Raw genomic sequence first — 25685 nt, forward strand, 5'->3', positions numbered from 1 at the left:
GACGTATTTACAATGAAGTGGGTGATTTATCTTTGATTTTTCTCCACTCAGTATTGGATATTTTAATGCGACCAGGAACGTCTTCTAACCATATTGCTTGAATACTGTTGTCGAGATTAAGGTACAATTTTCCGTCTACAATGCGCCATACTTCAGGATCACCCACAAACTTCTTGCCCACAGACACCCCATAGGCGCAATATCCTCCGTATGCCGGCACGTATTTCATTGGATCCTTTTTAAACACTGCCAAATTTGCTTCGTTAGCGAATTGATATGTTGCTCCTTGATAATCATATACATAGTGGCCGCTCCCCTTTATTGGGCGCTTACTTGTTTGGTAGGAAACAACATCGTATCCCTGAACAGCTGGTGTGCTATTTGTATAGTTATTCGCCAGTACCTCTACTGAAAAGGCAACTAACATAAATACTGTGAGGAAGTAGTGTTTTACATTCATTGGTATTCTCCTAAATTAATTGTTGTGATTTAAAAAAGAAAAGCGGTTGCTTTCTTAAACGCCATAATTAAATAGAATTGCTTGATGATAAATAATCAAAAAAATTGATTTAATACTGATTCGTACAAATTGTTCGTACGAACACTACATCGTATCGAAAAGGTGCTTTATCGTATTTATTTGTCTGTTCAATAGTGATTTGTTCCCTTAAATTCTGGTAGCTTATCCCTATGCAGTATTGTTCACAGCAGTTGAGGCACATATTTGATGGACGCACTTACCGAAATCTTAAATACCTTACGTATGTCTAGCAGTCTATATTTCAGGACGGAGCTAAGTTCGCCTTGGGGCGTTGAAGTGCCCAAAAAGGCAAATGTTGCTCGATTCCACATTGTTATCCGCGGTCAATGTTGGCTAAAAATTGATAATGATGAAGCAATATATATGTCAAATGGGGATTTAGTAATTATCCCGCATGGCGCATCACATACGCTAGCAGATAAGCCAACAACGAGTATACGGCCCTTATCAGAAGTACTCGATGAGGTATCGTATGAGGGAGAAGGCCCATTAGTATATGGTGGTGGTGGCGCAGGTTGTTGTCTTGTTTGTGGTGAGTTTTCATTCGATGATTTGGGTAATCATCCGTTGTTAGAGAATCTTCCCACAAAGCTCTATCTATCGGGCAGAGACACGTATAATACGCTATGGCTAGATAGTGCTTTGGGATTCATTGCACATGAAGCGGCTAAGCTTGATTCAGGTGCCCACGCCATAATAGACAGGTTGTCAGAAATTATTCTGATTCAAGTGATACGTGCAACATTGGATAGCAGTATAACTCGCATTCCTTTTTTGTCAGCGTTCACCGATGCGCGCATCAAACGAGTACTTAGTGCTATTCATGCAAAACCTGAAGAAAACTGGAGTGTTGAGCGATTGGGCCGACTAGTCAACATGTCTCGATCATCATTCTCTAATCGTTTCAGTGAGCTAGTTAGTATGACCCCATTACAATACGTTATCCTTGTTCGCTTACAAAAAGCTAGTCGTCTACTTACCGAAACTTCTACTCCGTTAATTGCTGTGGCTGAGGGTATTGGTTATCAATCAGAAGCAGCATTTAGTCAAGCATTCAAGAAGCAATATGGCATGAGACCCGGTGAATTTCGCCGTATACATTCTCGAATGGCGGCATAGCGGAGTTTACACTTTGGCGAAAATAGACATACAAGCACATGATATTTCAAATGCATTGAAGGCAGTTCGCGACTGCACCCAATGTACAAACTTACCGCTTGGGCCCAGACCTATTTTACAAGTAGATCCCACTGCAAAAATACTGATCGCTGGTCAAGCGCCCGGCAGAGTGACACATCATAAAGGTATTCCTTTCGATGACCCATCAGGCAACCGCTTGAGAGATTGGATGGGCATTGATAGAGATACATTTTACAATGAAAAGCACATTGCTATTTTGCCAATGGCTTTCTGTTATCCAGGCACAGAGAAAAACGGTGACTTACCGCCTCCACCTCAATGTGCTGAAATATGGAGAAAACAGTTGCTTGTTAAATTGCCAAACATTCGTTTGACCTTGCTGATTGGAAAATATGCACTAGATTGGCATCTCAGCAGAAATCAAGCGAAAACACTCACTGAAACGGTGAAAGGATGGGAAGCATATTGGCCAAGTATGTTACCTATGCCCCATCCAAGCCCACGCAATAATCGTTGGCTGAAGAATAATCCTTGGTTTTCTGATCAAGTGCTTCCAAGGCTCAAGCAGCAAGTTTCGCTATTGTTGTAAATTGGGAGGAGGCCTTGAAAAAATGCGCATATGTTCAGTGTCATTTGCTCCAGTGGACAGCACTTTCATCCACCTGACCAAGCCATAAATACTAATCTAGTCAAAACAACAATTTACCTTGATACAAAAAAATACCGTTTCTTGGTAATTAAATATAAATATTTGTGAATATGTGCAGATAACTTTTATAATGATTAACAAGCTGCAGTTAAGCGCCCTATATTTACCACGGACGGTACATTGGAAGAAACTCAACTTATGTCTTTACCTGTATTGATTTGTGATGATTCTGCTTTTGCCCGCAAAGCAATGGCTCGCTCTTTACCTGATGGGTGGGATATAGATATTTCTTTTGCAGCACATGGGCAAGAAGCCATCGACGCGATAAAACAGGGAAAAGGTGATATTTTATTCCTTGACCTGAATATGCCTGTGATGGACGGTTACGAGACAATGCAGGCAATTCGCGAACAAGACTTGCCTACAATGGTTATTGTTGTGTCTGGCGACGTGCAAGAAGAAGCACACAAACGAATGAAGGCAATGGGCGCAATAGATTTCATTCGCAAACCAATAGACAACGCAAAACTAACTGACATTTTGTCAAAGTACGGCATTTATAATGGTGAAACCAGTGCCGCTAATCGCGCCAAGCAAAAAGATGTCAAAGTTGGGTCGAGCCAAGAAGAAAAAATTGATGCCTTCCGCGAAATTTCAAATGTGGCAATGGGTCAAGCAGGTGAAAGCTTAGCGCAAGTATTTAAGCAATTTGTCAATCTCCCCATACCTAATGTCAGCATGGTACATACCAACGAATTAGCCATGACCTTGGCATCCATTGATAGCGAACAGCAAGTGTCGGCGGTGTCAAAAGGGTTTGTTAGTAAGCATATTAAAGGCGAAGCAATTATCATCTTCAATGATGCTAATATTAAGTCCGTACGAAATTTACTCGGCCGACAGCGACATAGCACTTTACCGAGTGATATCGAAGTACTGATGGATGTATCTAATATCATTATCGGTGCCTGTATAAATGGCCTCTCGGAACAGTTAGAAGTTAGATTCACGCATAATTCTCCGATTATTCTTGGCATTCATTGTGACTTAAATGAAATGGTGACGAATAACATTTCTCGGTGGGAGCAGGTGTTGGTTATCGAAATAGCTTATGCGATTTCCAAAGAAAATATTAATTTTGAACTGCTGTTGGTGATTCCTGGTACAGAAATAGACGCGACGTTCAAGCAGCTATTGGACATTAGAGGGGCTGCTTAGTTATGAATGTAGCGCAAACTCAACTTCAAAATAGTGGGTGGCAGCAAGCCTTAGTCTCGTCTATTGAAGTCGGCATTGTTGTTGTCGACAAGTCCTTCGTCGTAGAGGAATGGAACCAGTTTATGCAAAATCATACTGGTCATGACGTTGCGAATGTACGCGGGTATTCTTTATTCAACTTTTTTGAAGATCTTGACAAAGATTGGTTAATCAACAAATGCCAACCTGTATTTGAAATGAATACTCCAGTGTTCATGATATGGGAACAGCGTCATTACTTATTTAAAGTGGGGACTGCACGCCCGGTTACGTCACCAGCTGAATATATGTATCAAAACATAAGTATATTCCCAATAGCCGACGATAGTGGCAATGTTGAGCGTATTTGTTTCTTGGTTTATGACGTCACTGATCATGCGATGAGTAAGCAACGTATTGAAGGCTTAAATAACCGCCTAAAAGAGATTAGCCGTGTTGATGGCTTAACGCAGCTATTTAATCGTCGTCATTGGCAGGAATGTTTCGAAAGAGAATATAAGCTAGCGATCCGGCATAAGAAACCAGTGTCAGTGTTAATGTTAGACATTGATCACTTTAAAAAAGTCAATGACACTTATGGGCATCAAGCGGGCGATGCTGTTATTCAGAGTATCTCTAAAATCATTAAAAAAGCGACGCGAGAAACAGATATTGCAGGTCGTTATGGTGGTGAAGAGTTTGTTATTTTGTTACCCGATACGCCTGCAGAAAGTGCCTTTACTGTAGGTGAAAGAATTAGAAAAGCGTCAGAAAAAACGGTCGTTACGCATGAAGATTCAGAGATAAGTGTTACCGTAAGTGCTGGCATTGCTGAGTTTAGCCCCGTCTATAAACAACCGCTTGTTTGGTTGGAGGCTGCAGATCAAGCCTTATACGAAGCCAAAAATGCGGGCAGAAATCGGGTTATTGTTACTGCGTCTGCTGCGGAATAATCTTATTTTCCCTAGCATCGTAGGGGGGAATTAAGGCCTAATGCCTATCACGTCAAGTGGGCAGAGTTCATCATTGTGCAGATATTTCATTAAAAAACTCAGTTCATTTTTTATATCATTGTCATTCAGCAGTACCGACTCTTCTGTATGTTTTAAGCAAAATATGAGATGCCAAAATACGCGTTCTTGATGCGTATATACTTCAAACAGTTGGTTTTCTTGCAGCGTCCACTCCTCTAATGTATCCCAAAGAAAGCCTTGCAGTTCTCTATACACAATCCTGTGCTCCCAAAATGCCTCAACATAATGGGTCAACTGCGTTGACTTACTTTTGATAAATACCGAGATAGACAATTATGTGACTCTGCTTGCTTGTGTTTTTCATTAAGTATAGTTGAATGTTGTAAATATGCGGCCTTGTGCCGACGAAACTATTTAACGCTATGATTTTTATATAGTTAATTTACATGCAAAAATTAGATAGAATTGGCTTTGAAGGTATTACGCTGATCTTAGTAGCCTAAGTAACTTAACCAGCCATAAATTTCTTTGCTCAGATATTGGCTTTGTATTGGTGAAAGCGTGGTACCGACAATGGTGCGCTGCCGGTAATGTGTTTTGATTTGTCGAATTGCACTGATTTTACGCTGTTTTTTAGTTGCCAGTGCCCAGCGACTGTCCCAATCGCTGACAAGATCAAGTACCGGCAGTGGGCTATTAGCAATCAACTCTGGTAGCTCATTATTCAATTCACGATTGGGTGCGTAAGGTGACATCAATACTAATCCATTTGCATTGCTTACATTGGCCTTGAGTAAACAATAAGCTGACATACCTTGAGCAGCTATGATGCGTCTAGCGCCAAGGTTTTTGGCTGATGATAAGATCGATTTTATATAGCTACTGCTTTTATCTGCACAACTTGTTGCTTGCGCGAGTGTAAAGTTTGACGCGCCGGACATTGGGTTTATTAATACTGTTGTTAACTCTTTATCGCTAGCGACATTGTCGTTACTGGCTTGTGCATCGTTTGCGTTGTCCGTAGGGCTACTTTCACTTTCATCGCCAGTCGTCGACGCATCATTGTTACTAGCTACTTGTTCATCTACGTCATAAGTACTTTTAGGCAAAAAGGTCAAAATCACTTGCCAACCTGCATCCGCGAGCTGATTTGCGAGCGGCTTCACGTAAGCTAGGTGAAGATTTTTACCATAAGTATCAGGCAGCATAAGGATTGTGCCTTTTCGAAAAGCGGTGTTCGAATCCATGACAAAGTATATCTGCTCGTCATTTTTAAATAAAAAAGTCTCGTATTCATCTTCATGAAACTGTTTAGAAAAATCAAAAAAGTGCTCACTGCTTTGAGCTGACGGTATATCGGTATTTGCTTGTGTCTCATTGTTATTGGCATCTGCCAAGTCTGCATTGGACGTTTGTCCGAGACTATAGCGGCTAGCCAACAACAGGCTTAGGAATAGCGTTACCAATAACAATAGGCTTTTATTTACCACGGAACCTACAAATTCGATTGAATGTGAATACACTTATATCGGCTAGGAAGGGTAAATGTGAAATATTATCCGTCGGCGGAATGCAATTTTAGCGCTTTGTAACAAAAGAGAAGTCGGGCGTACTCTCAAAACGTAGGCGTTCATTTGTATTTGGGTGCACAAACTCAATAAAACTTGCGTGTAAACAAAGCCGATTTGCCATTTTAATCCCTTCTGCACAGGCATATAAGCGATCGCCCAAGATGGCATGGCCTAAAGATAGCATATGTACACGCAGCTGATGTGAGCGGCCAGTGACTGGTTTTAGTCGTACGAGTGAATATCCGTCATATGATTCGATAAGGTCATAGTGCGTTTTTGCAGGCTTTCCGCGCTCAAGGTCCACCATTTGTTTGGGTCGATTTGGCCAATCACATATGAGTGGTAGCTCAATAGTGCCGCTTATTTGTGTTGGCGCATCTTTTATTAGTGCGTAGTACGTTTTGTTCACTTGGCGTAATTCGAATTGTTTTGAAATATGCCGGTGGGCAGGCTTGTTAAGTGCGACTATCATGATGCCCGACGTCGCCATATCTAAGCGATGGACAATTGTCGTCGTTGGCAACACGCGGGCTAGGCGAGATTGCAAGGAGTCTCTATGCTCAAGCGCTTTGCCCGGCACACTTAATAAGCCACTTGGCTTGAGCATGACCGCGATATCATCATCGCGGTACAAAAATTCAAGATACGGAAATTGCGGTGGTTTATACTCCAGTAAGGCCATTATTTTGGATTATTTATGACCAAACGCAGACTATCTAAATAAGGCTCGGCATCAGAAATGACTTGGCTTAGATGCGTTTTTTGCTCAACCAAAAATGCAATCTCCTCATCTCTAATGCTTGGGTTAGTTACTTGTAGTTTGCTTAAACGCTGCGCTTCATTTTCGATAGTGTTTTGCATATTTGCTAGCGCGTTTTCACGAAGCTCTCGCAAAGATTCGTCAGCAAGTGCCAAGCCTTTTTCAACACCAACTTTTAATTGATCCGACAGTGCGGTAATTAACTGCTGTGCCATTTTTGGCTTCACTTTAAAGATAGCGTCAAATTCGGTATCTTCAATATCATATTTAGCATTCACACAAAGTCGAATGGGTGTTGCCGGTAGGTAGCGATAGAGTTGCCATTTAGCATCGGTGACTGGCGCTAGTACACACACTATTTCTAACCAGAATGCGCCTACCGCTGCCTCTGGTTGATTAACAAAACATACACTGCTCTTGCCAATGACATCGGTAAGTACTGTGTCAATACAGTGCGTTACAATTTCGCTATCGCCACTAAGGTAATGTACGTGCTCAAGTTGAGTTGCAACGCTTCGTTTATAAGTGACTTCAGTGCCTTCTTCGCTTAAACCCGGCACTGGGAACAACATCGATTCTCCTTGACGAAGAATAAAGACTTGGTCATCTTTTTCTTCTTGTATCACGCCGAGTGAATCAAGCAATCGAGACATGAATTTTAACATATTGACGGGGTTTTCAGCGCCGATGATCCTATCAATAACATCATCCACTTTTTCGCCGCCCGAAGAGTTCAGTTCTAATAGTCGATCTCTTCCTTGTTCAATATTTTGCTTCAGGGTTTTGGTTAATTCATTCGCTTGCTCAACAAGATCTTGCCAATTTTCGATATCTTCCGGGCATTGAAGTGCGGCATGCAAATCAGTATGTAAGGCTTCATATACGTCAGAGCCGACCGGGCAGGTAGCCGTAAACGCGTTTAATCCGTAATGATACCAATTAAATAATACGGCTTGCGGATGGTCTTCAAAGTAAGGTAAATAAATGTTCACGTCATTCATTTGACCGATGCGATCTAGGCGTCCAATTCTTTGTTCAAGTAAATCGGGATTAAGCGGTAAGTCAAACAAGACCAAATGTCGGCAAAATTGGAAGTTACGTCCTTCAGAGCCAATTTCACTGCAGAGCATAATTTGTGCACCTTGCTCACTCGTAGCAAAAAAGTGGGCAGCTTTGTCACGCTCAACAATACTCATCCCTTCATGGAACACCGTATGCCTAACGCTGGTTTTTGCGCGTAAGTACTCTGATAATTGAAGTGCGGTTGACGCGAAGGCACAGATTAATAGTACTTTTTCGCCATTTAACTTCTCTAAAAAATCGATTAGCCATTGAATGCGTGTATCAAATATCGGCCATTTATCATCTAAAATGGCGCAACGTTCAGGGTGTAACTGTGTTGCTATATCGTCTGTCGGGTCTCTCAACAACGCATATTCTTTGGGCAGCTTCAATGGACACGAATGCGCTATCCTTGTTGGGAAGCCACTGATGGATGCTCGCCTATTTCGAAACAACAGACGACCAGTACCATGTTGGTCAATGAGCTCGCTCACCAGTTTTTTGCGTTCTTCGTTATTGTCTAAGGCGTCAATATTTATGTCAGAAGTGACTTTATTTAATAAGGCAATATCTGCTTCGGTTAATGCTTCATCTTCAAGCAAGGGGGTTACCGCTTGTGCAAGTTCGGCATATTTGTCTTCTTCGTCAACAAAATTTTCATATGAATGAAAACGTGCGGGATCGAGCAATCGCAATCGCGCAAAGTGGCTTTCGTGCCCAAGTTGGTCAGGGGTTGCGGTCAATAGTAAAACACTGACGGCTATATCACTCAGTTTTTCAATTGCGGTGTATGCGTTCGAAGGCGCTTCGGGCGTCCATTTTAGGTGATGTGCTTCATCGACGACTAACATGTCCCAATCAACCGTAATTGCTTGGTGTAAAACTTCTTCATTTTCAATGAATGATTGACTACAAAGTATCAACTGCTCTTGACTGAATGGGTTTTCCCCACTTTCTTTCACGGCTTCAATGCGTTCTTCATCAAATACAGAAAAGCGTAAATTTACGCGACGAAGCATTTCAACCAGCCATTGATGTACTAAGGGAGACGGCACGCAAATAAGTACTCGCTTAGCTCGCCCGCTCAATAGTTGCTGATGGATAATCAGTGCCGCTTCAATCGTTTTACCTAATCCGACTTCATCCGCGAGCAACACACGGGGCGCATAGCGTTTGCCTACCTCATGCGCAATATGAATCTGATGCGGAATGAGTTCGACACGTGCGCCTATTAACCCGATGACATCTGAGCTAGCAAATTCGTATTGTTTTTGCCAACAAGCAAGTCGAGAGTCAAACCACTTGGGATCATCAAGTTGCCCAAGAAATAGGCGTTTTTCGGGTTGGTGTACTTTTACGTGATGATCAAGTGCAACCTCAACAATTGATGCGTTTTCTTTTGAGTCTTGTCGTTCGCCTGAATACGTGTAGAGACCCTCTTGCTCTACAACGGTTTCGACCACAATGGACCAACCGTCAACGTGAGTGGCAACTTCACCTTCGCTCAAAATAAGGCGTGCTAAAGCGTTTTGCTTTTTCGCATAATTTCTTTCTTCATTTGCGGCTGGGAATAAGACTGATACCGAGCGGATATCTTCCGCCATAACAACACCAAGCCCTAGGTCTACTTCACTATTGCTCAACCAACGCTGACCGACTGCATACTCAATTTGCTGTGACATTTACACCTAAAAATTATGATTGGGTAGTCGTTAATTGTAGTCTCCAATTGTGGGATTGTCAGTAATAATCAAACTTTCGAAATAAAAGTAGTGATAATTGTCTAAATCTTGTTTATTGTAGATTACGGATTGAGCAAATCTCGATGGTCAAGTGTTCAGCTGCATAATTGAAAATGCGCAGGCACGAGTAAAAAATGCTCAGTTGTAATCAAACTCCACGAGGTTTCCTCTTTCGACACCTTATCTTTGTATCGGATGTGGTTTTTGTTTGCATCAGATACAAGGGTCACGCATACACTGTCGCATTAACGGAGTGATGAATGCCAGAAACCCAAACTGTTGAAAAACTTGATATTCAAACCGCTGTTTTAACTCATCGAAAACTCTTTGTCTTAGACACAAATATTCTTCTTCATGAGCCTTTGGCTTTTTTATCTTTTAAAGAACACGATGTTGTCGTACCGATGACCGTGCTTGAGGAGCTAGATTACATAAAAGATAGCAAGAAAGACGTTGCGCGAGATGCGCGCGTATCCATTCGTGCAATGGAAGATCTGCTGCATGATGCCTCGCCAGAACAAATGTTGGAGGGCGTATCGATGTTAGGCTTGGGATCCGGAAAGTCAGCGCCTTCTGGAGCATTATCGATTTTTGCTGATTTAAGCATGCAAGAGCAACAACAAGTATTTACGAGTAATGAAAATGACAATCGTATAATAAATGCAGCCTTGCATTTACAAGCTGAAAATCCCAAACGAGACGTCGTTTTAGTTACCAAAGACATCAATATGCGGCTAAAAGCTAAGGGTGCAGGGATGGGTTTGGTACAAGACTACCGTACTGATCAGCTAATTAGCGATATGAAGTACTTGACCAAAGGTTTTTACACCTTTGACGGTAATTTTTGGGATAAGGTTAAGTCCGTAGAAAGCGTTACGGAAGGCAGAGATACTGTTCATACCATCGATAAATCATTAGTACCTGAACCTTATATTAACGAGTTCATAGTTGATGAAAATAGCGGTTTTGCTGGGCTTATCGAGGCGATTGATGACGATACCTTAGAGGTTTTAGACTTGGGTGTGGATCGCTTAATGGCGCGCAAGGCTTGGGGTATTCACCCTAAAAACATTGGTCAAGCGATGGCGCTGCACACTTTGCTCGACCCTCATATCGATTTGTGTATATTGACCGGGCCTGCCGGTAGCGGTAAAACCTTGTTAGCGATAGCTGCCGCATTACATATGGTGATTGAGCACAATATGTATGACAAGATAATCGTTACTCGAAGCACTCCTGAAATCGCTGAATCCATAGGTTTTCTGCCGGGTACAGAGGAAGAAAAAATGGCGCCTTGGTTGGCCGCCATTACCGATTCCCTAGAGGTGCTGCATAAGAATGATGAAAACACTAAAGGTTCCATGAGTTACATCATGGAGAAGGCCAACATTCAGTTTAAATCTGTTAACTTTATGCGTGGGCGGAGTCTACAAAACGCCATTGTTATTCTTGATGAGTCACAAAACTTAACTGCCTCACAATTAAAAACGATTATTACGCGATGCGGCGAAGGAACAAAGCTTATATGTGCTGGTAATCTGTCGCAAATTGATAGTAATTATTTAAACCCGTTAACGTCAGGGTTAACTTACCTTGTTGAAAAATTTAAATATTTTTCAGGGAGCGCAACGATTAGTTTGGATGGTGTTGTACGCAGTCGATTAGCTGAGTTTGCAGAAAAACAACTCTAAAGTACTTTTGGCATTGGGCATAACCCCAATGCCAGGTTTAGATAACTATGTTTAGACGACTATGTTTAGACAACTATGCCGTTAGGTGCGGTTGACGTTTCATTATTAATGACAAAGTTATTGCGGCCATTTTCTTTGGCGCAATAAAGGCTTGAATCAGCTCTATTAATAAGATCACGTAATTCACTACTTTGTGAGTTTGTACATACTGCAACCCCCATACTAAAGGTGATTTCATAATTACTTGGAATGCCGGGTATTGATGATGAGTTTAGCTCATTTCTTAAGCGTGAGAATATGCCCTCAAAGTCATCTAAGCTTGTATCATCGAGCACCAACAGCCACTCTTCACCGCCGTATCTGCCAAAATGGTCATGTTTTCGAAGTACGTTTTTACAAGCGTCTGAAAAAGCTTTCAGCACATTGTCACCTGAGTCATGACCATAGTTGTCATTCACTCGTTTAAAGTGGTCAATATCTATAATTGCTACGCTAAGCGCATGCTTATTATTTAGTTTGTCTTGTGCAAGTTGTAAAATTGCACGTCGATTTGGACTTTCTGTTAGCGGGTCTTTTAACGCTAATGCCTTAAATAAGTTACGGTGTTGAATTTGTTTTGCTAACAATAAAAACGTAATAATAAGTACTATGAAAATTAGCGTAACTAAAAAAATCCAATATTTCTTTTGTTCTTCTTGTTGTTTTATTTTAAGTTTTTGTAATTCGTTGTCTTTCTCCAACGCTTCATTTTTCAATATTTGAAATGTGGTATCAAATTCGACAGCATACCGTTGAATTTGTTTTTGTTGGTCCTCTTCAAACATCGAGTATTGGAATTCTGAACTTTTATCCAACAGATCGTACGCATGCTGATATTCGCCTCGTGCATATTTTAGCGCAGATAAGGTGTAATGATATTGATTCTCATACACCGGAGAATTAATAGACGGCAATAGTTTTTCTATTTCTTGTAGTGTAGTATGTGCATTATCATCTTTATCGAGTGCTAAATACGCATTGGTTTGTGCCAGTTTCACCGTAAATAACGATAGATTGTCTCCATAGTCTTCGAATTTTTGCTGGAGCCCCTCAGAAAGTACCAGTGCTTTTCCCCAATTACTGCGTTCAATTTCAAGTTCCACTAATGAAAGCTCTGCCCAAGCGACACCTATTTCGTCGTCGATTGATTTACTTATCGTGATGGTTTCCTTAAATATTGACTCCGCAATATCTAAATTGCCAAGGTCAACCTGAGTTGAAGCATGATTATAAAGCACGACAGATAAGTCAAAGCGATTTCCATACTCACGAGCGATTGCCGCTGATTGTTCAAAATATTCACTGGCTTTCTCGGCATTGCCTAAATCGGCGTAGATGACGCCGAGCGAGCTGAGAACGGTTCCTTTTGACACTTCATTGTTGCTAGACTGAAATTCTCTAAATGCAGCATGTAGATATTGTATTGCATCCGTATGTTCAAACGTATCCATGTAACTTACCGCGATCGAATATAGTAAGTGCCCACTTAGTTCACCATGCTTATCTAGCGATACAGCATGTTTGAGTTCAGAACGGAGAGATTCTAGTGACGTCGTAATCCCAGAATTGCTTAACAAATACAGTTTGGCCATATTGTATCTAAGGGTGAGTTCTTCATCATCAAACGCGTAAATAGTTTGTTCTATTTGGTCAGAAAGGGTTTGTGCTGCAGCGATGTCTTCGAGCTCAATTAGTAAGTTAAGTGATAGTGCTTGCGCTCTGAGTTCAGCGGCTTTCCAATTGTTTCGTCTGCTAATGTCTAGCGTGTTATGTAGTACTTCCAGCGTTTCTGTTGGTGAAGTAGTTTGGTCTTTTTCAAGAATCTTTATATATGTTATTAAGGCATTTTCTGTTGTTGGTTCGTTTGCAAGTGATTTAGAGGGAATAAGGAACAAAAACAACAATAGCAATGCAGTTGAGAATATAGTCAAAGTCTTAAGTTGCATGATTTCTCTCTACTGTATCGATAGCAGTCTATTTTATATTCTAGCGGTGCTTTTGTCTGGACCTTAAGTTTTTTTTGATATATCTAGTCAATTAATTACGCTAACTACATGATTTATCGGTACTCAGTCGCTAAAAACTTATATAATTGTACTTAAGTATGGTGTTTTTTCTGATATCGTTATCTTTTTAGATTAAGAACAAAAAATTAGCGATAAAGCCAAAATTTATCGTATTAAATCTACATTTAATGGATGCTGCATGTAGCATAAGTATAGGTTGACTAATTAAATCACGAATGACAAATTTAAAACCAAAAATACTCGTAGTAGATGATGAGAGGCTAAACATTCGCCTATTGTATGAAGGTTTAAGAGACGAGTATCAGATTTTGGCCTCAAGTACCGGTATGGATGCATTAAGAATTGCGAATACTGAGTTGCCAGATTTGATTTTATTGGACATTGGGCTAGACGATATAAGCGGGCATGACGTTTGTACCCAGTTAAAGTCAAACGAACTTACAAAAAATATTCCTATTATTTTTGTTACCGCACAAGATACATACGAAGATGAACTAAAAGGCTTAGAGCTCGGGGCAATTGATTACTTTAGAAAACCTTTTTCTATCCCACTTGTGCGAGTTAGGGTGCGTAATCAAATTGAACTAAAGCGCAAAACCGACATGCTTCAGTACCTATCATCAATTGATGGGTTGACGGGCCTAGCCAATCGAAGACAGTTCGATGAGCATCTGGTGAACACCATTAGATACGCAGATCGACAACATCGAGGGTTATGCTTATTGATGATTGATATCGACAGGTTTAAGCAATACAACGATTTGTATGGACATGTGAGAGGCGACGACGCACTCAAAGTTGTTTCTAGGGTATTAACCAAAGGCGCTGGCAGACCGATGGATTTCGTTGCTCGTTTTGGCGGCGAAGAATTTATTATTTTACTGACAGACTCTTCGCCTGAGGAAGGCGCTCTGGTCGCTGAAAAAATCAGAGAACAAGTTGAGCAATTACATATTCCGCATGAGGGCTGCGAATTTGGATTTTTAAGTGTCAGCGTTGGCGTAGCCTATACAAAGCCGGACATTGGTGAACACATAGATGAACGCGCATTTGTAGAACACGCGGATACATGTTTGTATTTTGCTAAAGAAAGTGGCCGAAACCGTGTCATTTGTGAAAATTTTGAGCTACACAGACCCATCAAAAAATAGTCCTATTCATAAAAGCAGTACTCTTTGATTCCCGCAAGAGGGTATTTTCAAGCTGCACTTCTCATGATATTCAATAGGGTAAATGCGCGTGAACCCACAGTCCCCTATTGACCTGATTCATAGATGTTATATCATAACAGGCTCAAGATGTAATAGTATAACAACACAAAAAAAGCGAATTATGAAAGCTCTAGCACTCACTAGTCTCTTGTGCGCATTTAGCACAACAAGTATTGCAAATACAATATCTGGCACCGTTGTCGATGCCTCAGGAAATCCTGTAACCAACGGCGAAGTACAAGTCATGGGCGCGACTCAGCGCGTTCAAATTAATGACAATGGGCAGTTTTCGATCGCGAATGTTAAAGTCGGGGATGTTGAATTACATGTCGCGTCGAAAGATTTCATTCATGACACGTCTATTGTCACTGTCCCTGTTGAAGGCAAACGCGATGTGGTAATCGTTGTAAAAGACGCCAGCATTGAAGTGTTTGATGTGACGGCAAGTGCTTTTCATGCATCAAATATTGAATCAGCAGGTCCAGTCGATGTTTTGGCTGGCGATGACTTAAAACGACGCCAAGCTTCTACCCTTGGTGACACTTTGTCTAAACAAGTGGGTGTGCACTCGTCATTTCATGGCGGCGTCGCAGGCACACCTATTATCCGTGGTTTTGATGGGCCTCGTGTACTAGTAACGCAAAATGGATTGGATGCATCAGATGCATCGCGGGTTGGACCTGATCATATGGTAGCGACTGATAGTACAGCTGCGCAACAGATTGAAGTGCTTAGAGGGCCAGCGACATTGTTTTATGGTAGTGGCGCAATTGGTGGTGTGGTAAATGTGGTTGATGACCGCATCCCTGATGACAATACCAGCGAATTGTCTACTTCCTTGTCGCATAACACAGTAAATTCAGAAAACGCTTTTTCTGGCAGACTTAAAGGCGGCAGTGATAACTTTGCCTTTAACATCCAAGGTTATTATCGTGATGCTGATGATTATGATATTCCGGGCTTTGCTGAATCACCAGATGTTCATGCTGATGAACATGACGATGAGCATGAGGACGAATCTGATGGGCATGATGAGGAAGGTTTTGGTAAAGGTCGCGTGGACAATTCGGATTATGAAACGCAAGGCATTACCGTTGGTGGTAGTTACTTGTTAGACAACGGTTTTATTGGCTTTTCTTACGAGCATTTAGACAGCTTGTATGGTATCCCTGGTCATGCCCATGGCGAAGAGGAGCATGATGAGGAAGATGAAGGTGTAGATACACATTCCGATGAGTTGGAAATCGTTCAAGCTGACGTTAAACAGAATCGCTATCAACTTAAATCCAACCTTTTACTTGATAGTGATTGGTTAAACGCTATCAATTTTGGTATGTCTTACACTGACTACATGCACACTGAAATAGAAAATGGCGTGCCAGGCACAGAGTTTTCAAATGATACGTTTGAATCGCGTGTAGAACTTATTCATGAGCACATGGTGGGTTGGCGCGGTGGCTTAAGCTTGCATTACAAAGACAGTGATTTTGAAGCCGTGGGCGAAGAAGCATTTTCGCCAGCATCAAATACCACAACATTTGGCCTTGGCCTTATTGAAGAAAAACATATCGGTAATTTTTTGGTACAGTTGGGCGCACGCGTTGAGCGAGTAGAAATAGATGTGCCATTTCTTCAAGACGCTGAGTTAAGCTTTGACGAACATGACGAACATGACGAACATGACGAACATGACGAGATAAAACTGACTAGCATTAACTCTTCATTTACGCCAATTAGCCTGTCTGCTGGCATCGTTTGGGATTTTACCGAAGGTTATAACTTAGGCGTGTCTTATGCGCACTCTCAACGCGCACCTTCTACCGCAGAGCTTTTCTCATTTGGTCCGCACATTGGTACAGGAAATTATGAAATCGGTGCGCTTTATACGATTGATGATGAGAAAGTTGAAATCGGTGACGATAATTTTTCGTTAGAAAAATCCAATAGCATCGATTTGTCATTGCGAAAATTTGATGGCGATTTTGGTTTCGTGTTAAACGTATTTTATAATCAAGTCGACAATTACTATTTCGCTGCAAACACTGGGTTTTTCGCTGAGTTTTCTCATGAGCATGAAGACGAAGAGCATGAAGACGAGCATGACGAGGGCGAAGAACATCATGATGACGAGATGCATGATGATGATGAACATCTTGACGAAGAAAGTGAATCACTGCCTGTGCTTATTTTTGAAGCGCGAGATGCAGATCTATACGGTGCAGAATTTCAAGTAAACTGGCAGGTAAACGATAAGATCACTTTGTCTACACAAGCAGACCTTATTCGCACTAAAGTAAGCACGCCAAGTGGTAAAGCATCACTGCCACGCACACCGCCAGCAAGACTTGCTTTTGGGCTTGAATATCAATCTAATCGTTGGTCTGCCCAGGCGGATATACGCCATGTGTTTAAGCAATCTAGATTGGCTCAATTAGAGACAAAAACAGATGCTTATACCTTGCTCGATGCTAATATTTCGTATTACATGCCAATAAAAGGCTATGATGTCGAATTTTTCTTAAGTGGTAAGAACTTATTAGATGAAGAAGCCCGTGAGCACACGTCATTTATTAAAGACTTGGCGCCCCTACCTGGACGTAGTTTTCACTTTGGAGTGCGTGCCAGTTATTAAGTAACATGGTGAATAAAGTTGGCGTTAAGTTTGATCGTTTTTAAACAGATCTTTTAGCGCCGCTCTGCTTTCAACGTTATGCTGGATTAATGCATCTAACCCCATTTCTTCGTTTATGGACACATCGAGCATTTCGTTGTCGTGGTTCGCAAACGTTTCTGTCATCGTTTTCGCTGAATTTTCAGAATGACCAACAAGTTCAAGTACCATTGTTGCCGCTTGCAGGCCGCTATGGAAGGTCTCTCGCACGAAATGTTTTATACCGAGTTTTGCTAATTCCGTTGCATGCATTCTATCTCGTGCACGAACAACTAGTTTGACATGTGGGTATTCTTCTTTCATCAATGTTGCTAAACGTGAAATCGCCTCTTTATCGTCAATGGCGATTAACAGCACATCGCAGGTATCAATACCTGATTTTTTGAGCAAATCTAAGCGAGTCGCATCGCCATAGAAAACTTTGTTCCCAAAGCGCTTTACAAATTCGATGTGACTTGCGTCTATATCAATTGCGGTAAAATGTATATTGTTAGCCGACAATATGCGAGCCGTGATCTGTCCGAATCTCCCAAAGCCAGCAACTATGACATTCGGATCGTCATGTTGAATATTGCTTTCAATGACAGAAGGGCAATTACGACTATTGAACCACATGCTATAAAATATTATTGCTGGCGACGTAAGTGCCATCGACATACCTACTACTAAGTTCACCATGCCCGCTACGTCAGGGCTTAGTAACAAGCCACTCACCGCTAATGTCATTACGACAAAAGCAAACTCTCCTCCCTGCGATAACATAATAGCTACCCGTGTAGCGTCAACCCATGATTGTTTGCTAATTCGTATTATCACGGCAATCACTAAGGCCTTTACACACATTAATGCGATAGCCGCACTCACAACAAAAATTGGGTCTCGAATCAGTAGATCTAAATTGATATTCATACCCACTGCGATAAAAAATAAGCCGAGCAATAAGCCTTTAAACGGTTCAATTTCAGTTTCCAATTGGTGTTTAAAACTAGAGTCAGCTAGCAGAATGCCGGCAATAAACGCGCCCATACCCATAGATAAGCCTGCTTTATACATTATCATCGCCGTGACCAGTACAATGAATAATGCAGCTGCGGTCATTACTTCATTACTGCCATATTTAGCAATTAACTGTAAAAAAGGGTTTATCAAATAAAACCCGACGACTAAGACACCGATGACAGCGACAGCACCAACCCACCACGGTTGCGTTTCACCCATTTGCATCGGCGCGAGTGCGGCGGTTAGCAAAAGAATCGGAATGACGGCGACGTCTTGCATGAGTAAAACCGAAAAACCTTGCTGTCCAGGTTCGGTTCGCAGTATGTTCTGCTCTGTCATTAACTGGACAGCGAATGCCGTGGATGAAAGCGCTAAGGCCAGCCCGATAACAATACTTGCTGAAATTGACAGAGTGTTTGAAAAAGCAATTATCGCAAGACTAATAATCAGCGCACTAAGGATAAGTTGCATTCCGCCTGTGACGAGGATTTTATTTCGCATTTGCCAAAGTCTTTTTGGTTCTAATTCGAGACCAATGACAAATAGCATCAGCACAACACCTAACTCTGCAAAATGCAGAATGGTTTCGGCATCGCCAACAAGTGACAACACCGATGGCCCAATAATGACACCTGCACACAAATAACCTAAAATTGCGCCGAGTTTTAAGCCTTTAAATAGGGGGACTGCAATTAACGTTGCAGCAAGAAAGACGATAGCGGTTTCTAGCATGTTAAATCTTATAAAGATGGAATCGAAGGAACTATGCTTAGTATAAGCATAATTTGGATACGATTCCGAATGCTATTGTAATGTTGTCGCTAGGGTTAAAGGCCTAGTTCTGATAGTCCAGGGTGGTCATCAGGACGCTTTCCCGCCGGCCAACGAAATAAACGCTCTTCTTCAGTAATGGGTAAATCGTTAATACTGGCGTGCCTGGCACACATGTAACCCAAATCATCAAACTCCCAATTTTCATTACCATAGGAGCGAAACCAGTTGCCATCATTGTCATGCCACTCATATGCAAATCTAACAGCAATACGATTGTCGCCGTGTGCCCAAATTTCCTTGATCAGTCGATAATCTAATTCCTTTTCCCATTTAGCATTTAAGAAATCGATGATTTCTTTTCTACCATTTATAAATTGTGAACGATTACGCCAGGCAGAATCTGGTGTGTAAGCAAGGGCGACAAGCTCAGTTTGTTTGCCATTCCAAGCATCTTCGGCTTTACGTACTTTAATAATGGCATCTTCGTAAGAAAAAGGCGGCAGTGGTGGACGAGAGTTTTCGGTCATAGTATCTCCAAAGTGGCGAATCGAAAGTAGTGTCAGTTAAGGTGTAAACAGCGGATGTCGTTACTCCATTATTCTTTGGAAATCATACAGAGTCTAGAGATAGTATAAAATTAATTAGACACTATTTCAGTTTACATCGCTCACTGCCGTTACATGTATTGAGGAAAAGGGATTTCGATCTTTACATTTTAATTTTAATGCGCGCGCAAAAACGTCGGTGGTAATATGCACGGCCCAATGGGTAACTCTTTTTTTACTAAATCTGTTTCTAACATGGTGGATGCTATTCAAAGTAAAACGCCATCAAAAAACTCTTTGTTTGAGCAAGCGGAGGCCTATTTTCAAACATCTGAAAAAAACAAAGCGGCACTGTCTTCGCTCAAGAATATGGTTGTCGATATTAGTAACAAAATTGAGTTGGCGAGCGATGCAGAAAAGGATGCTCTATCGGCCAAGTTAAAAATTGCTAGGAAAAACTACGCCGAACAAAAATCACTAGATGACGACGCTAGATTGTCTAGGTTAACTAAAGCGCTTGAAGTTTGTTCTATGCTGTTAACGCTTTGCGAGGGGGAAAATTGGGAAAAAACTCAGGTAAATAGCGCTAAAGTCCTTGGTACCTTACAGTTATTGTCACCTTGCGAAGGGAAAAAACTGCGTCTCCTTCATCAAAAGCTCAAGCCCTCATACAAAGGTGTAATTGCGTTAAGATTGTTGGATAAGTTGCTTTTTGACGGAGAGTTTAAGAATGACTATGTGACTAAGCAGTTCAACAAAGAGACGCGTTATGCTGAAACTGAAGGTAACTTGAGTGAGTTTCAAGAGAATATTGCCTTGCCAGTCTTGTTTGCAAGTATTTTTCAAGATGTAGGCTTGCTGCATCCAAAGGCACAGCGAATATTGAAAGGTGATGATGGCGACTTAGATGAATTTCGCGTACTCACACAAGAAGAAAGAACGGCATTGCTTAAAATCAATTATGAGCAAACTTTAGATTATATTAGCTTTGGTTTGGGCAAAGAAAAGTATGTAGGTAATTCGAAAAGCGAGAGAGAGGATTTCAATGGTATTCAGCAGCAGCGGCTCACTTTTACGCGCACGTTAGTCATTAAGGCCTTAAATCCTAAGTTGGGCATCGGGAATCTAATAAAGGTACCGCAAATCTATACGTCTATTGTTTTTTCTTCGAAGCCAGACTATAACTTTTTAGATTTACCTAAGGCTGCTTTAGTCGTTACAAATGCGGGAGAGAAGGGGGCTATAAGTAAATTGGTTGCTCAAAAGCTTCTAGATATTGTCGGTTATTTTCCGCAAGGTTTTGGTATTACCTATATCCCAGAAGAAGACGGAGGGCAGGTAGACCGATATGAATATGCGATTGTGACTAAACTAAACCCAGAAGATCCCTACCATCCGGTTTGCCGTGTTGCCACTCGTAATTTGACCTTTATATCGAGTGGGTCAGTTATTACCGTTCAAAAACATAGTAATCTATATTTTAAAGCGGCAAAAAGCCGATTAGAAAAAATTAAACCTGAAAGGTTAAAAGAAATATTAAGTAAACTAGTGTCAAATTTTGAAGAGCGTAAGGCCTTAGAGCTGATTCCTAGTTATTGGAATCCATATGATTTTTTCTGCTATGAAAAACTGCAAAATTTATGGAAAAAAAGTTAAGTGCTTAGCTAAGATGCGCAATTTAACTGAAGTGTGCATCAAGTCTTTGCGCAGCAGCATTATCGCTAACGATGTCAGTATTTGCATCAATCAGCATTGTTCTTTTTTCGCTTCGGTATTCAAAAGGTGTTAACGAGGTGTATTTTTTGAAGAACAACGAAAAATATTGAGGGGACGAAAATCCCATTTCATAGGCGATATCGGTGATGCTGGCTGTTTCTTCACACAAAAGACGTTTAGCAAGTTCTATGCGTTTTTGCGATACAAATTGCTGCGGAGATTGCGCAACAGCCTGTTTTAACTTTATTCGTAATTGATTCTCTGATATACCAACAAGTGCAGATAATTCGCTAGTGGATATATTTCTGCATAGATTTCTCTCAACATATTTCGATACATTTTGAATCCAACTTAAATCATCGCTTCTCCCTTTTACTTGATGCTTTTCCAGCAACCGTATCAGTTGAATACACAATGCATTGTAGCTACAAAACGCAGATAACTGACTATACTTATCTGCGTTTTGATGCTCTTGCAGCAGTTGTTTTAATAATTCTAAGCAATGGCTCGTGCCTTGTATGATTTGGTTATTTTTATCGTTTATAAATGAATGTTGCAGCTCCACTAATAATGTCTGTGTGATGTAATTGGTCTTTTCAGAAATATTTTCAAATGTTGGGTGCATGGTGTTTAAATTGTGAGCATTTAGCTGCAAAAAATAGTGATTACCAACGGGTAAGGTATTGCTGACATAACGCATTATTTCGTATGGGCGGACAATTAATATTTGCTGAGGAAAAACAGAAACAGCTCGGCCATCTAAATATACTTCCAAAACACCGCTCTCCATAAAAATCAATTGGTAGTCATTCAAACAATGTGGTGGGAGAGCATTCTTCGCGGGAGCGTATAAGCAACGTTTTCCAAACACAACCAGTTCTTCAACCAAGGTAGGTTGGTCAGTTGGGCGACGACCAAAGCGTATTTGAGTATTTTGCATAATTTATACTTTTTCACGGTGATAAACTAAAAGTTAAGGAAATGTTAAGTTGGTAGTATCAAAAACATATCCAGTGCGCATAAATTTAATTATCTATGAAACAACATATATTGTCTGCCCCTGAAAGTTTTAGGCGAGTGCACCTCTAGTATGTTTTACATGCTTGAAGTGTAGGGGGGCGGGCTAAATAAATCGAGCAATCTAGGTAAAAAGCATAAAGGAAATTGTCCTAATCGGACATACATACAAAAGTATTTAACTAACAAATGGTTATCAGATGGATATAAAAATTTGGAGCGCTATCAGCAAATATTTAACTGCGACAATTCTGGTCACTGGTATAGCGGCTTGCAATATAAAACAAGAAGAGGTGCTTGTCGCTAGTGTGACGTCCGTTGTATCAAAAGATGGCAGTAACGCCTTTTATAAAGAAAACTGGGAGTCGCTTGAAAAAGTAAATCAAAAACCGGCGTGGTTTCAAGACGCTAAGTTAGGTATTTACACTCATTGGGGGCCTACATCCCAGGCCAATATCGGTATGAAATGGGCCGCGGGCTGGTACGGATTAGACATGTATATGGACAAACAATATGACTGGAAGACGGGGGAGCTGAGGCGTTTTGGTGATAACAACGAAACGCGTCCGTCTTATGCCTATCAACACCACTTAAAACAGCATGGTGATCCTGCTGAATTTGGTTTTAAAGATATTATTAAACAGTTTAATCCAGATAAATTTGATGCAGAAGAGTGGGCTGAATTATTTAAAAAATCCGGCGCCAAATTTGCGGGGCCCGTTGCTATTCACCATGATAACTATGCCATGTGGGATAGTGAGGTTACTCGCTGGAATTCAAAAGCGACGACTGGCAGAGATATCACTGGTGAATTGAGAGATGCCCTTAAAAAGAGGGATTTAAAGTTGCTTACTTCATTTCATCATGCATTTACTTGGGTATATTTTGCGAATGCCCATAACTTTGATGCGACGGCGGAAACGTCTGATTTATATACTGATAAGCATGATTTAACAGATTTTAAGCCAAATAAACGATTTCATGATCGTTGGTTTGCTAAATTGAAAGAAGTGATCGACAACTATCAGCCGGATGTTATTTGGTTTGACTGGTGGGTTGAGTTTTTAGACGAAGAATACCGCAAAAAATTTGTTGCTTATTATTACAATAAAGCAAAAGAGTGGGACAAAGATGTCGTTATCAACTACAAAAACACATCATTTCCAAGTTCTGTTGGTATTTTAGATTACGAGCGTGGTCGCCCAAATAAAATAAAAGATGAATTTTGGATGACTGACACATCGCCCGGCGCATGGTTCTATTATGAAAATGCGAAGTTTGTTAGCCCCAATGAAATTGTCGACATCTTGATTGATATTGTAGCAAAAAATGGCTTAATGTTATTGAATGTGCCGCCTAACCCCGATGGCTCAATTCCGCATGAAATGCACGATATGCTAGATAAACTAGGTAATTGGTTAGAAATTAACGGTGAGGGTATTTATGAAACCCGTCCGTGGACAGTCTTTGGTGAAGGCCCAACGCGCATTAGTCGAGGCGGTCACAAAATTGAAAAACAAAAAATTGAATATAATCAAAAAGATATTCGCTTTACCAAAAAAGGTGACGACGTTATATATGCGTTCGTAATGGATGTACCCGACACCGATCTTGTCATCGAAACGCTGAATACTAATCTATCCGTCTTGCAGACGAAAATTGAGAAGATAGAAATGCTAGGTAGTAAACAGACTGTTAATTGGCGGCGAAATGCGCAAGGCTTAGTGATTCAGAAACCAGTATCGATACCAAGCGACTTTGCCATTGGGTACAAAATTACATTACTTCATGAAGACGAAGTAGGGATTGGTGGCGAAGATCCAGGCGCAAATTAAAGTTGTCATCTATTTATTTTAATTGACGTGACTTGTGTCGCACTTTGAGTTTATGTTAAAGTGCGACACAGGTCACATTAATAATTAGCAATCATGTTGTTGAGAATACTACTAAGCATTTCGTTGCTTAATATGCTGGCATGCGGCGAGCAAAGGATAGTCGAAAAACCCCAGCTGGTTTTAACTGATACGGAAATTGAAAAATTTCAACATGAAGAAACAAGTCGGTCTATTGAGAGCGAGGTGTTAATACCGAATAATTATCAGATGAAGGAAGTTGTTGTTTTACCAGGCGATAATATTTCGTTAATTTTAAAACCGTTTGGTATCACCGGGGGAGCAATTTACGAATTACAAATGTTGTTGCAAGATAAACTGGATATTAATAAATTGAAAGTTGGGACTAAAATTGAAGTTCAATCTTTTGATGAAAAATTTATTGTCAGACTAGCTACTGAATATGGTCACTTGATTGAAGCGACATGGACTCGTAATGCTTGGAAATTAAACGAAATTACAACTGAAATTAACTATGTTAAATCAAAAAAGGAGGTGCTAATTCTAGATAACATTTACCAAAATAGTCTAGATGAGGGCGTACCGCATAGTGTAGTTAACGACATAATATTAATTTTATCTTATCTTATTGATCTGCAGCGTGATGTTAAAAAACATGATTCTCTTATTGTGGAATATGAGCAAGCTCAATCTGCTTCAAACCCTCGATTGTTCAGTCATAAGTCACCCAATAGAAAGATAACTTATCTCCAATTCAACCAAGATGATAAAAATTATACTTTGTATCGTTTTGAAGGCGCTTTTTATTTTCGAGATGGTAGAGCTTTGCACGGAGGCTTGTTAAAAACGCCCATTAACGGCGCTAAGCTAACTAGTCATTTTGGGAATAGGAAACACCCAATATTGGGGTATTCGAGAATACACAAAGGTATTGATTTTAGTGCCCCTATTGGCACATCAGTATTAGCTGCTGGTGATGGCAAGGTAATTCGGGCAAGCAGTTATGGAACATTTGGGAATTGCGTGATTATTGAGCATAAAAACGGTTATAGAACGCTATATGCACATCTTGAAAATTACGCTTCTAATATCAGGGTGAACAGTAAGGTGAAGCAAGGCGATGTCATTGGTTTTTTGGGTAATACTGGATTGTCAGGTGGTAGGCACTTACATTATGAGATACATAAAAATGGTAGAGCTATCGATCCGTTAAACTTAAAAAATGTGCCGCAGGTTAGATTGGAAGGAAATAAACTAATGGCTTTTAATAGGAAATTAACAATGGAGTACAATGATAATCCTAGTTTAATCATCAATGAATCTGATGTAGCCGAATAAGATGCGCTAAGCAGAATGTAAACAAGAATGTCTTTAACGGGATACTTTAGGCTGTCCCGCATGGTCATGGATACCATGGGGACTAATTTGGAACTCAAGTAAGCTAACAACAAAAACCATACTAAACGA

At 40.7% G+C, this 25685-nt stretch carries 19 protein-coding genes; 10 read left to right on the forward strand and 9 right to left on the reverse strand.

Going from position 1 to position 25685, the window contains the following annotated elements:
* Positions 1–7: 7 nt before the first annotated feature.
* Positions 8–460 (reverse strand): YHS domain-containing (seleno)protein, encoded by a 453-nt coding sequence (locus tag QQK00_RS16645; protein WP_284218805.1) that lies wholly within the window; start codon positions 458–460, stop codon positions 8–10.
* A 267-nt stretch (positions 461–727) separates the two neighbouring features.
* Between QQK00_RS16645 and QQK00_RS16650 the strand changes: the two genes are divergently transcribed.
* From QQK00_RS16650 to QQK00_RS16665, 4 genes are all read left to right on the forward strand, one after another.
* Complete coding sequence (locus tag QQK00_RS16650) at positions 728–1660, forward strand: AraC family transcriptional regulator (RefSeq protein ID WP_284218806.1); 933 nt, start codon at positions 728–730, stop codon at positions 1658–1660.
* 13 nt (positions 1661–1673) lie between these two features.
* Positions 1674–2270: a uracil-DNA glycosylase family protein gene (locus QQK00_RS16655; protein ID WP_431307750.1), complete on the forward strand. Its 597-nt coding sequence runs from the start codon at positions 1674–1676 to the stop codon at positions 2268–2270.
* A 258-nt stretch (positions 2271–2528) separates the two neighbouring features.
* The gene (locus tag QQK00_RS16660) at positions 2529–3548 is read left to right on the forward strand and encodes a response regulator (protein WP_284218875.1); all 1020 of its coding nucleotides are present in this window, start codon (positions 2529–2531) and stop codon (positions 3546–3548) included.
* 2 nt (positions 3549–3550) lie between these two features.
* Positions 3551–4519, forward strand: coding sequence for a sensor domain-containing diguanylate cyclase (locus QQK00_RS16665; protein ID WP_284218807.1), 969 nt, complete (start codon positions 3551–3553; stop codon positions 4517–4519).
* A gap of 30 nt (positions 4520–4549) precedes the next feature.
* Here the strand turns inward: QQK00_RS16665 and QQK00_RS16670 are convergent, their stop codons facing one another.
* The 4 genes from QQK00_RS16670 to rapA form a co-directional block, all read right to left on the reverse strand.
* Complete coding sequence (locus QQK00_RS16670; protein WP_284218808.1) at positions 4550–4795, reverse strand: hypothetical protein; 246 nt, start codon at positions 4793–4795, stop codon at positions 4550–4552.
* Between the two features lie 236 nt (positions 4796–5031).
* Complete coding sequence (locus QQK00_RS16675) at positions 5032–6063, reverse strand: DUF3530 family protein (protein ID WP_284218809.1); 1032 nt, start codon at positions 6061–6063, stop codon at positions 5032–5034.
* Between the two features lie 55 nt (positions 6064–6118).
* Positions 6119–6793: a pseudouridine synthase gene (locus QQK00_RS16680; protein WP_284218810.1), complete on the reverse strand. Its 675-nt coding sequence runs from the start codon at positions 6791–6793 to the stop codon at positions 6119–6121.
* On the reverse strand, positions 6793–9615 hold the full coding sequence (gene rapA, locus QQK00_RS16685) for an RNA polymerase-associated protein RapA (protein WP_284218811.1): 2823 nt from the start codon (positions 9613–9615) through the stop codon (positions 6793–6795). Before rapA ends, QQK00_RS16680 begins: the two co-directional genes overlap by 1 nt.
* 320 nt (positions 9616–9935) lie before the next feature.
* Here rapA and QQK00_RS16690 point away from each other — a divergent pair, with 320 nt between their 5' ends.
* Positions 9936–11366 (forward strand): PhoH family protein, encoded by a 1431-nt coding sequence (locus QQK00_RS16690; RefSeq protein ID WP_284218812.1) that lies wholly within the window; start codon positions 9936–9938, stop codon positions 11364–11366.
* 65 nt (positions 11367–11431) lie between these two features.
* Here QQK00_RS16690 and QQK00_RS16695 read toward each other — a convergent pair whose 3' ends face one another.
* Entirely contained in the window at positions 11432–13351 is a 1920-nt protein-coding gene (locus QQK00_RS16695; protein ID WP_284218813.1) for a tetratricopeptide repeat-containing diguanylate cyclase, read from the reverse strand.
* A gap of 296 nt (positions 13352–13647) precedes the next feature.
* On the opposite strand from QQK00_RS16695, the gene QQK00_RS16700 reads away from it, so the two are divergent.
* Together QQK00_RS16700 and QQK00_RS16705 are read left to right on the forward strand one after the other, a co-directional pair.
* The gene (locus tag QQK00_RS16700) at positions 13648–14583 is read left to right on the forward strand and encodes a diguanylate cyclase (protein ID WP_284218814.1); all 936 of its coding nucleotides are present in this window, start codon (positions 13648–13650) and stop codon (positions 14581–14583) included.
* 181 nt (positions 14584–14764) lie between these two features.
* Positions 14765–17275, forward strand: coding sequence for a TonB-dependent receptor (locus QQK00_RS16705; RefSeq protein ID WP_284218815.1), 2511 nt, complete (start codon positions 14765–14767; stop codon positions 17273–17275).
* Between the two features lie 24 nt (positions 17276–17299).
* Here QQK00_RS16705 and QQK00_RS16710 read toward each other — a convergent pair whose 3' ends face one another.
* Together QQK00_RS16710 and QQK00_RS16715 are read right to left on the reverse strand one after the other, a co-directional pair.
* Positions 17300–19045 (reverse strand): monovalent cation:proton antiporter-2 (CPA2) family protein, encoded by a 1746-nt coding sequence (locus QQK00_RS16710; protein WP_284218816.1) that lies wholly within the window; start codon positions 19043–19045, stop codon positions 17300–17302.
* A gap of 95 nt (positions 19046–19140) precedes the next feature.
* Positions 19141–19614 (reverse strand): nuclear transport factor 2 family protein, encoded by a 474-nt coding sequence (locus QQK00_RS16715; RefSeq protein ID WP_284218817.1) that lies wholly within the window; start codon positions 19612–19614, stop codon positions 19141–19143.
* A gap of 225 nt (positions 19615–19839) precedes the next feature.
* On the opposite strand from QQK00_RS16715, the gene QQK00_RS16720 reads away from it, so the two are divergent.
* The gene (locus QQK00_RS16720) at positions 19840–21288 is read left to right on the forward strand and encodes a hypothetical protein (RefSeq protein ID WP_284218818.1); all 1449 of its coding nucleotides are present in this window, start codon (positions 19840–19842) and stop codon (positions 21286–21288) included.
* A gap of 22 nt (positions 21289–21310) precedes the next feature.
* On the opposite strand, the gene QQK00_RS16725 is transcribed toward QQK00_RS16720, so the two are convergent.
* A complete protein-coding gene (locus tag QQK00_RS16725; protein WP_284218819.1) occupies positions 21311–22288 on the reverse strand; it encodes an AraC family transcriptional regulator in 978 nt (325 codons plus the stop codon).
* 277 nt (positions 22289–22565) lie between these two features.
* Between QQK00_RS16725 and QQK00_RS16730 the strand changes: the two genes are divergently transcribed.
* Entirely contained in the window at positions 22566–24200 is a 1635-nt protein-coding gene (locus QQK00_RS16730) for an alpha-L-fucosidase (protein WP_284218820.1), read from the forward strand.
* A gap of 132 nt (positions 24201–24332) precedes the next feature.
* Entirely contained in the window at positions 24333–25556 is a 1224-nt protein-coding gene (locus QQK00_RS16735; RefSeq protein ID WP_284218876.1) for a M23 family metallopeptidase, read from the forward strand.
* Positions 25557–25685 lie beyond the last annotated feature (129 nt).

Source organism: Agaribacter marinus (assembly GCF_030160655.1).
In the GTDB taxonomy this organism is placed as follows: Bacteria; Pseudomonadota; Gammaproteobacteria; order Enterobacterales; family Alteromonadaceae; genus Glaciecola; species Glaciecola marina.

What these genes read in the sequence shown, in the direction of transcription:
- QQK00_RS16680 (WP_284218810.1), bottom strand. Translation starts at nt 6,793, where the DNA reads ATGGCCTTACTGGAGTATAAACCACCGCAATTTCCGTATCTTGAATTT.
- QQK00_RS16710 (WP_284218816.1), bottom strand. Translation starts at nt 19,045, where the DNA reads ATGCTAGAAACCGCTATCGTCTTTCTTGCTGCAACGTTAATTGCAGTC.
- rapA (WP_284218811.1), bottom strand. Translation starts at nt 9,615, where the DNA reads ATGTCACAGCAAATTGAGTATGCAGTCGGTCAGCGTTGGTTGAGCAAT.
- QQK00_RS16730 (WP_284218820.1), top strand. Translation starts at nt 22,566, where the DNA reads ATGGATATAAAAATTTGGAGCGCTATCAGCAAATATTTAACTGCGACA.
- QQK00_RS16660 (WP_284218875.1), top strand. Translation starts at nt 2,529, where the DNA reads ATGTCTTTACCTGTATTGATTTGTGATGATTCTGCTTTTGCCCGCAAA.
- QQK00_RS16690 (WP_284218812.1), top strand. Translation starts at nt 9,936, where the DNA reads ATGCCAGAAACCCAAACTGTTGAAAAACTTGATATTCAAACCGCTGTT.
- QQK00_RS16735 (WP_284218876.1), top strand. Translation starts at nt 24,333, where the DNA reads ATGCTGGCATGCGGCGAGCAAAGGATAGTCGAAAAACCCCAGCTGGTT.
- QQK00_RS16665 (WP_284218807.1), top strand. Translation starts at nt 3,551, where the DNA reads ATGAATGTAGCGCAAACTCAACTTCAAAATAGTGGGTGGCAGCAAGCC.
- QQK00_RS16725 (WP_284218819.1), bottom strand. Translation starts at nt 22,288, where the DNA reads ATGCAAAATACTCAAATACGCTTTGGTCGTCGCCCAACTGACCAACCT.
- QQK00_RS16700 (WP_284218814.1), top strand. Translation starts at nt 13,648, where the DNA reads ATGACAAATTTAAAACCAAAAATACTCGTAGTAGATGATGAGAGGCTA.
- QQK00_RS16705 (WP_284218815.1), top strand. Translation starts at nt 14,765, where the DNA reads ATGAAAGCTCTAGCACTCACTAGTCTCTTGTGCGCATTTAGCACAACA.
- QQK00_RS16715 (WP_284218817.1), bottom strand. Translation starts at nt 19,614, where the DNA reads ATGACCGAAAACTCTCGTCCACCACTGCCGCCTTTTTCTTACGAAGAT.
- QQK00_RS16645 (WP_284218805.1), bottom strand. Translation starts at nt 460, where the DNA reads ATGAATGTAAAACACTACTTCCTCACAGTATTTATGTTAGTTGCCTTT.
- QQK00_RS16720 (WP_284218818.1), top strand. Translation starts at nt 19,840, where the DNA reads ATGCACGGCCCAATGGGTAACTCTTTTTTTACTAAATCTGTTTCTAAC.
- QQK00_RS16695 (WP_284218813.1), bottom strand. Translation starts at nt 13,351, where the DNA reads ATGCAACTTAAGACTTTGACTATATTCTCAACTGCATTGCTATTGTTG.
- QQK00_RS16650 (WP_284218806.1), top strand. Translation starts at nt 728, where the DNA reads ATGGACGCACTTACCGAAATCTTAAATACCTTACGTATGTCTAGCAGT.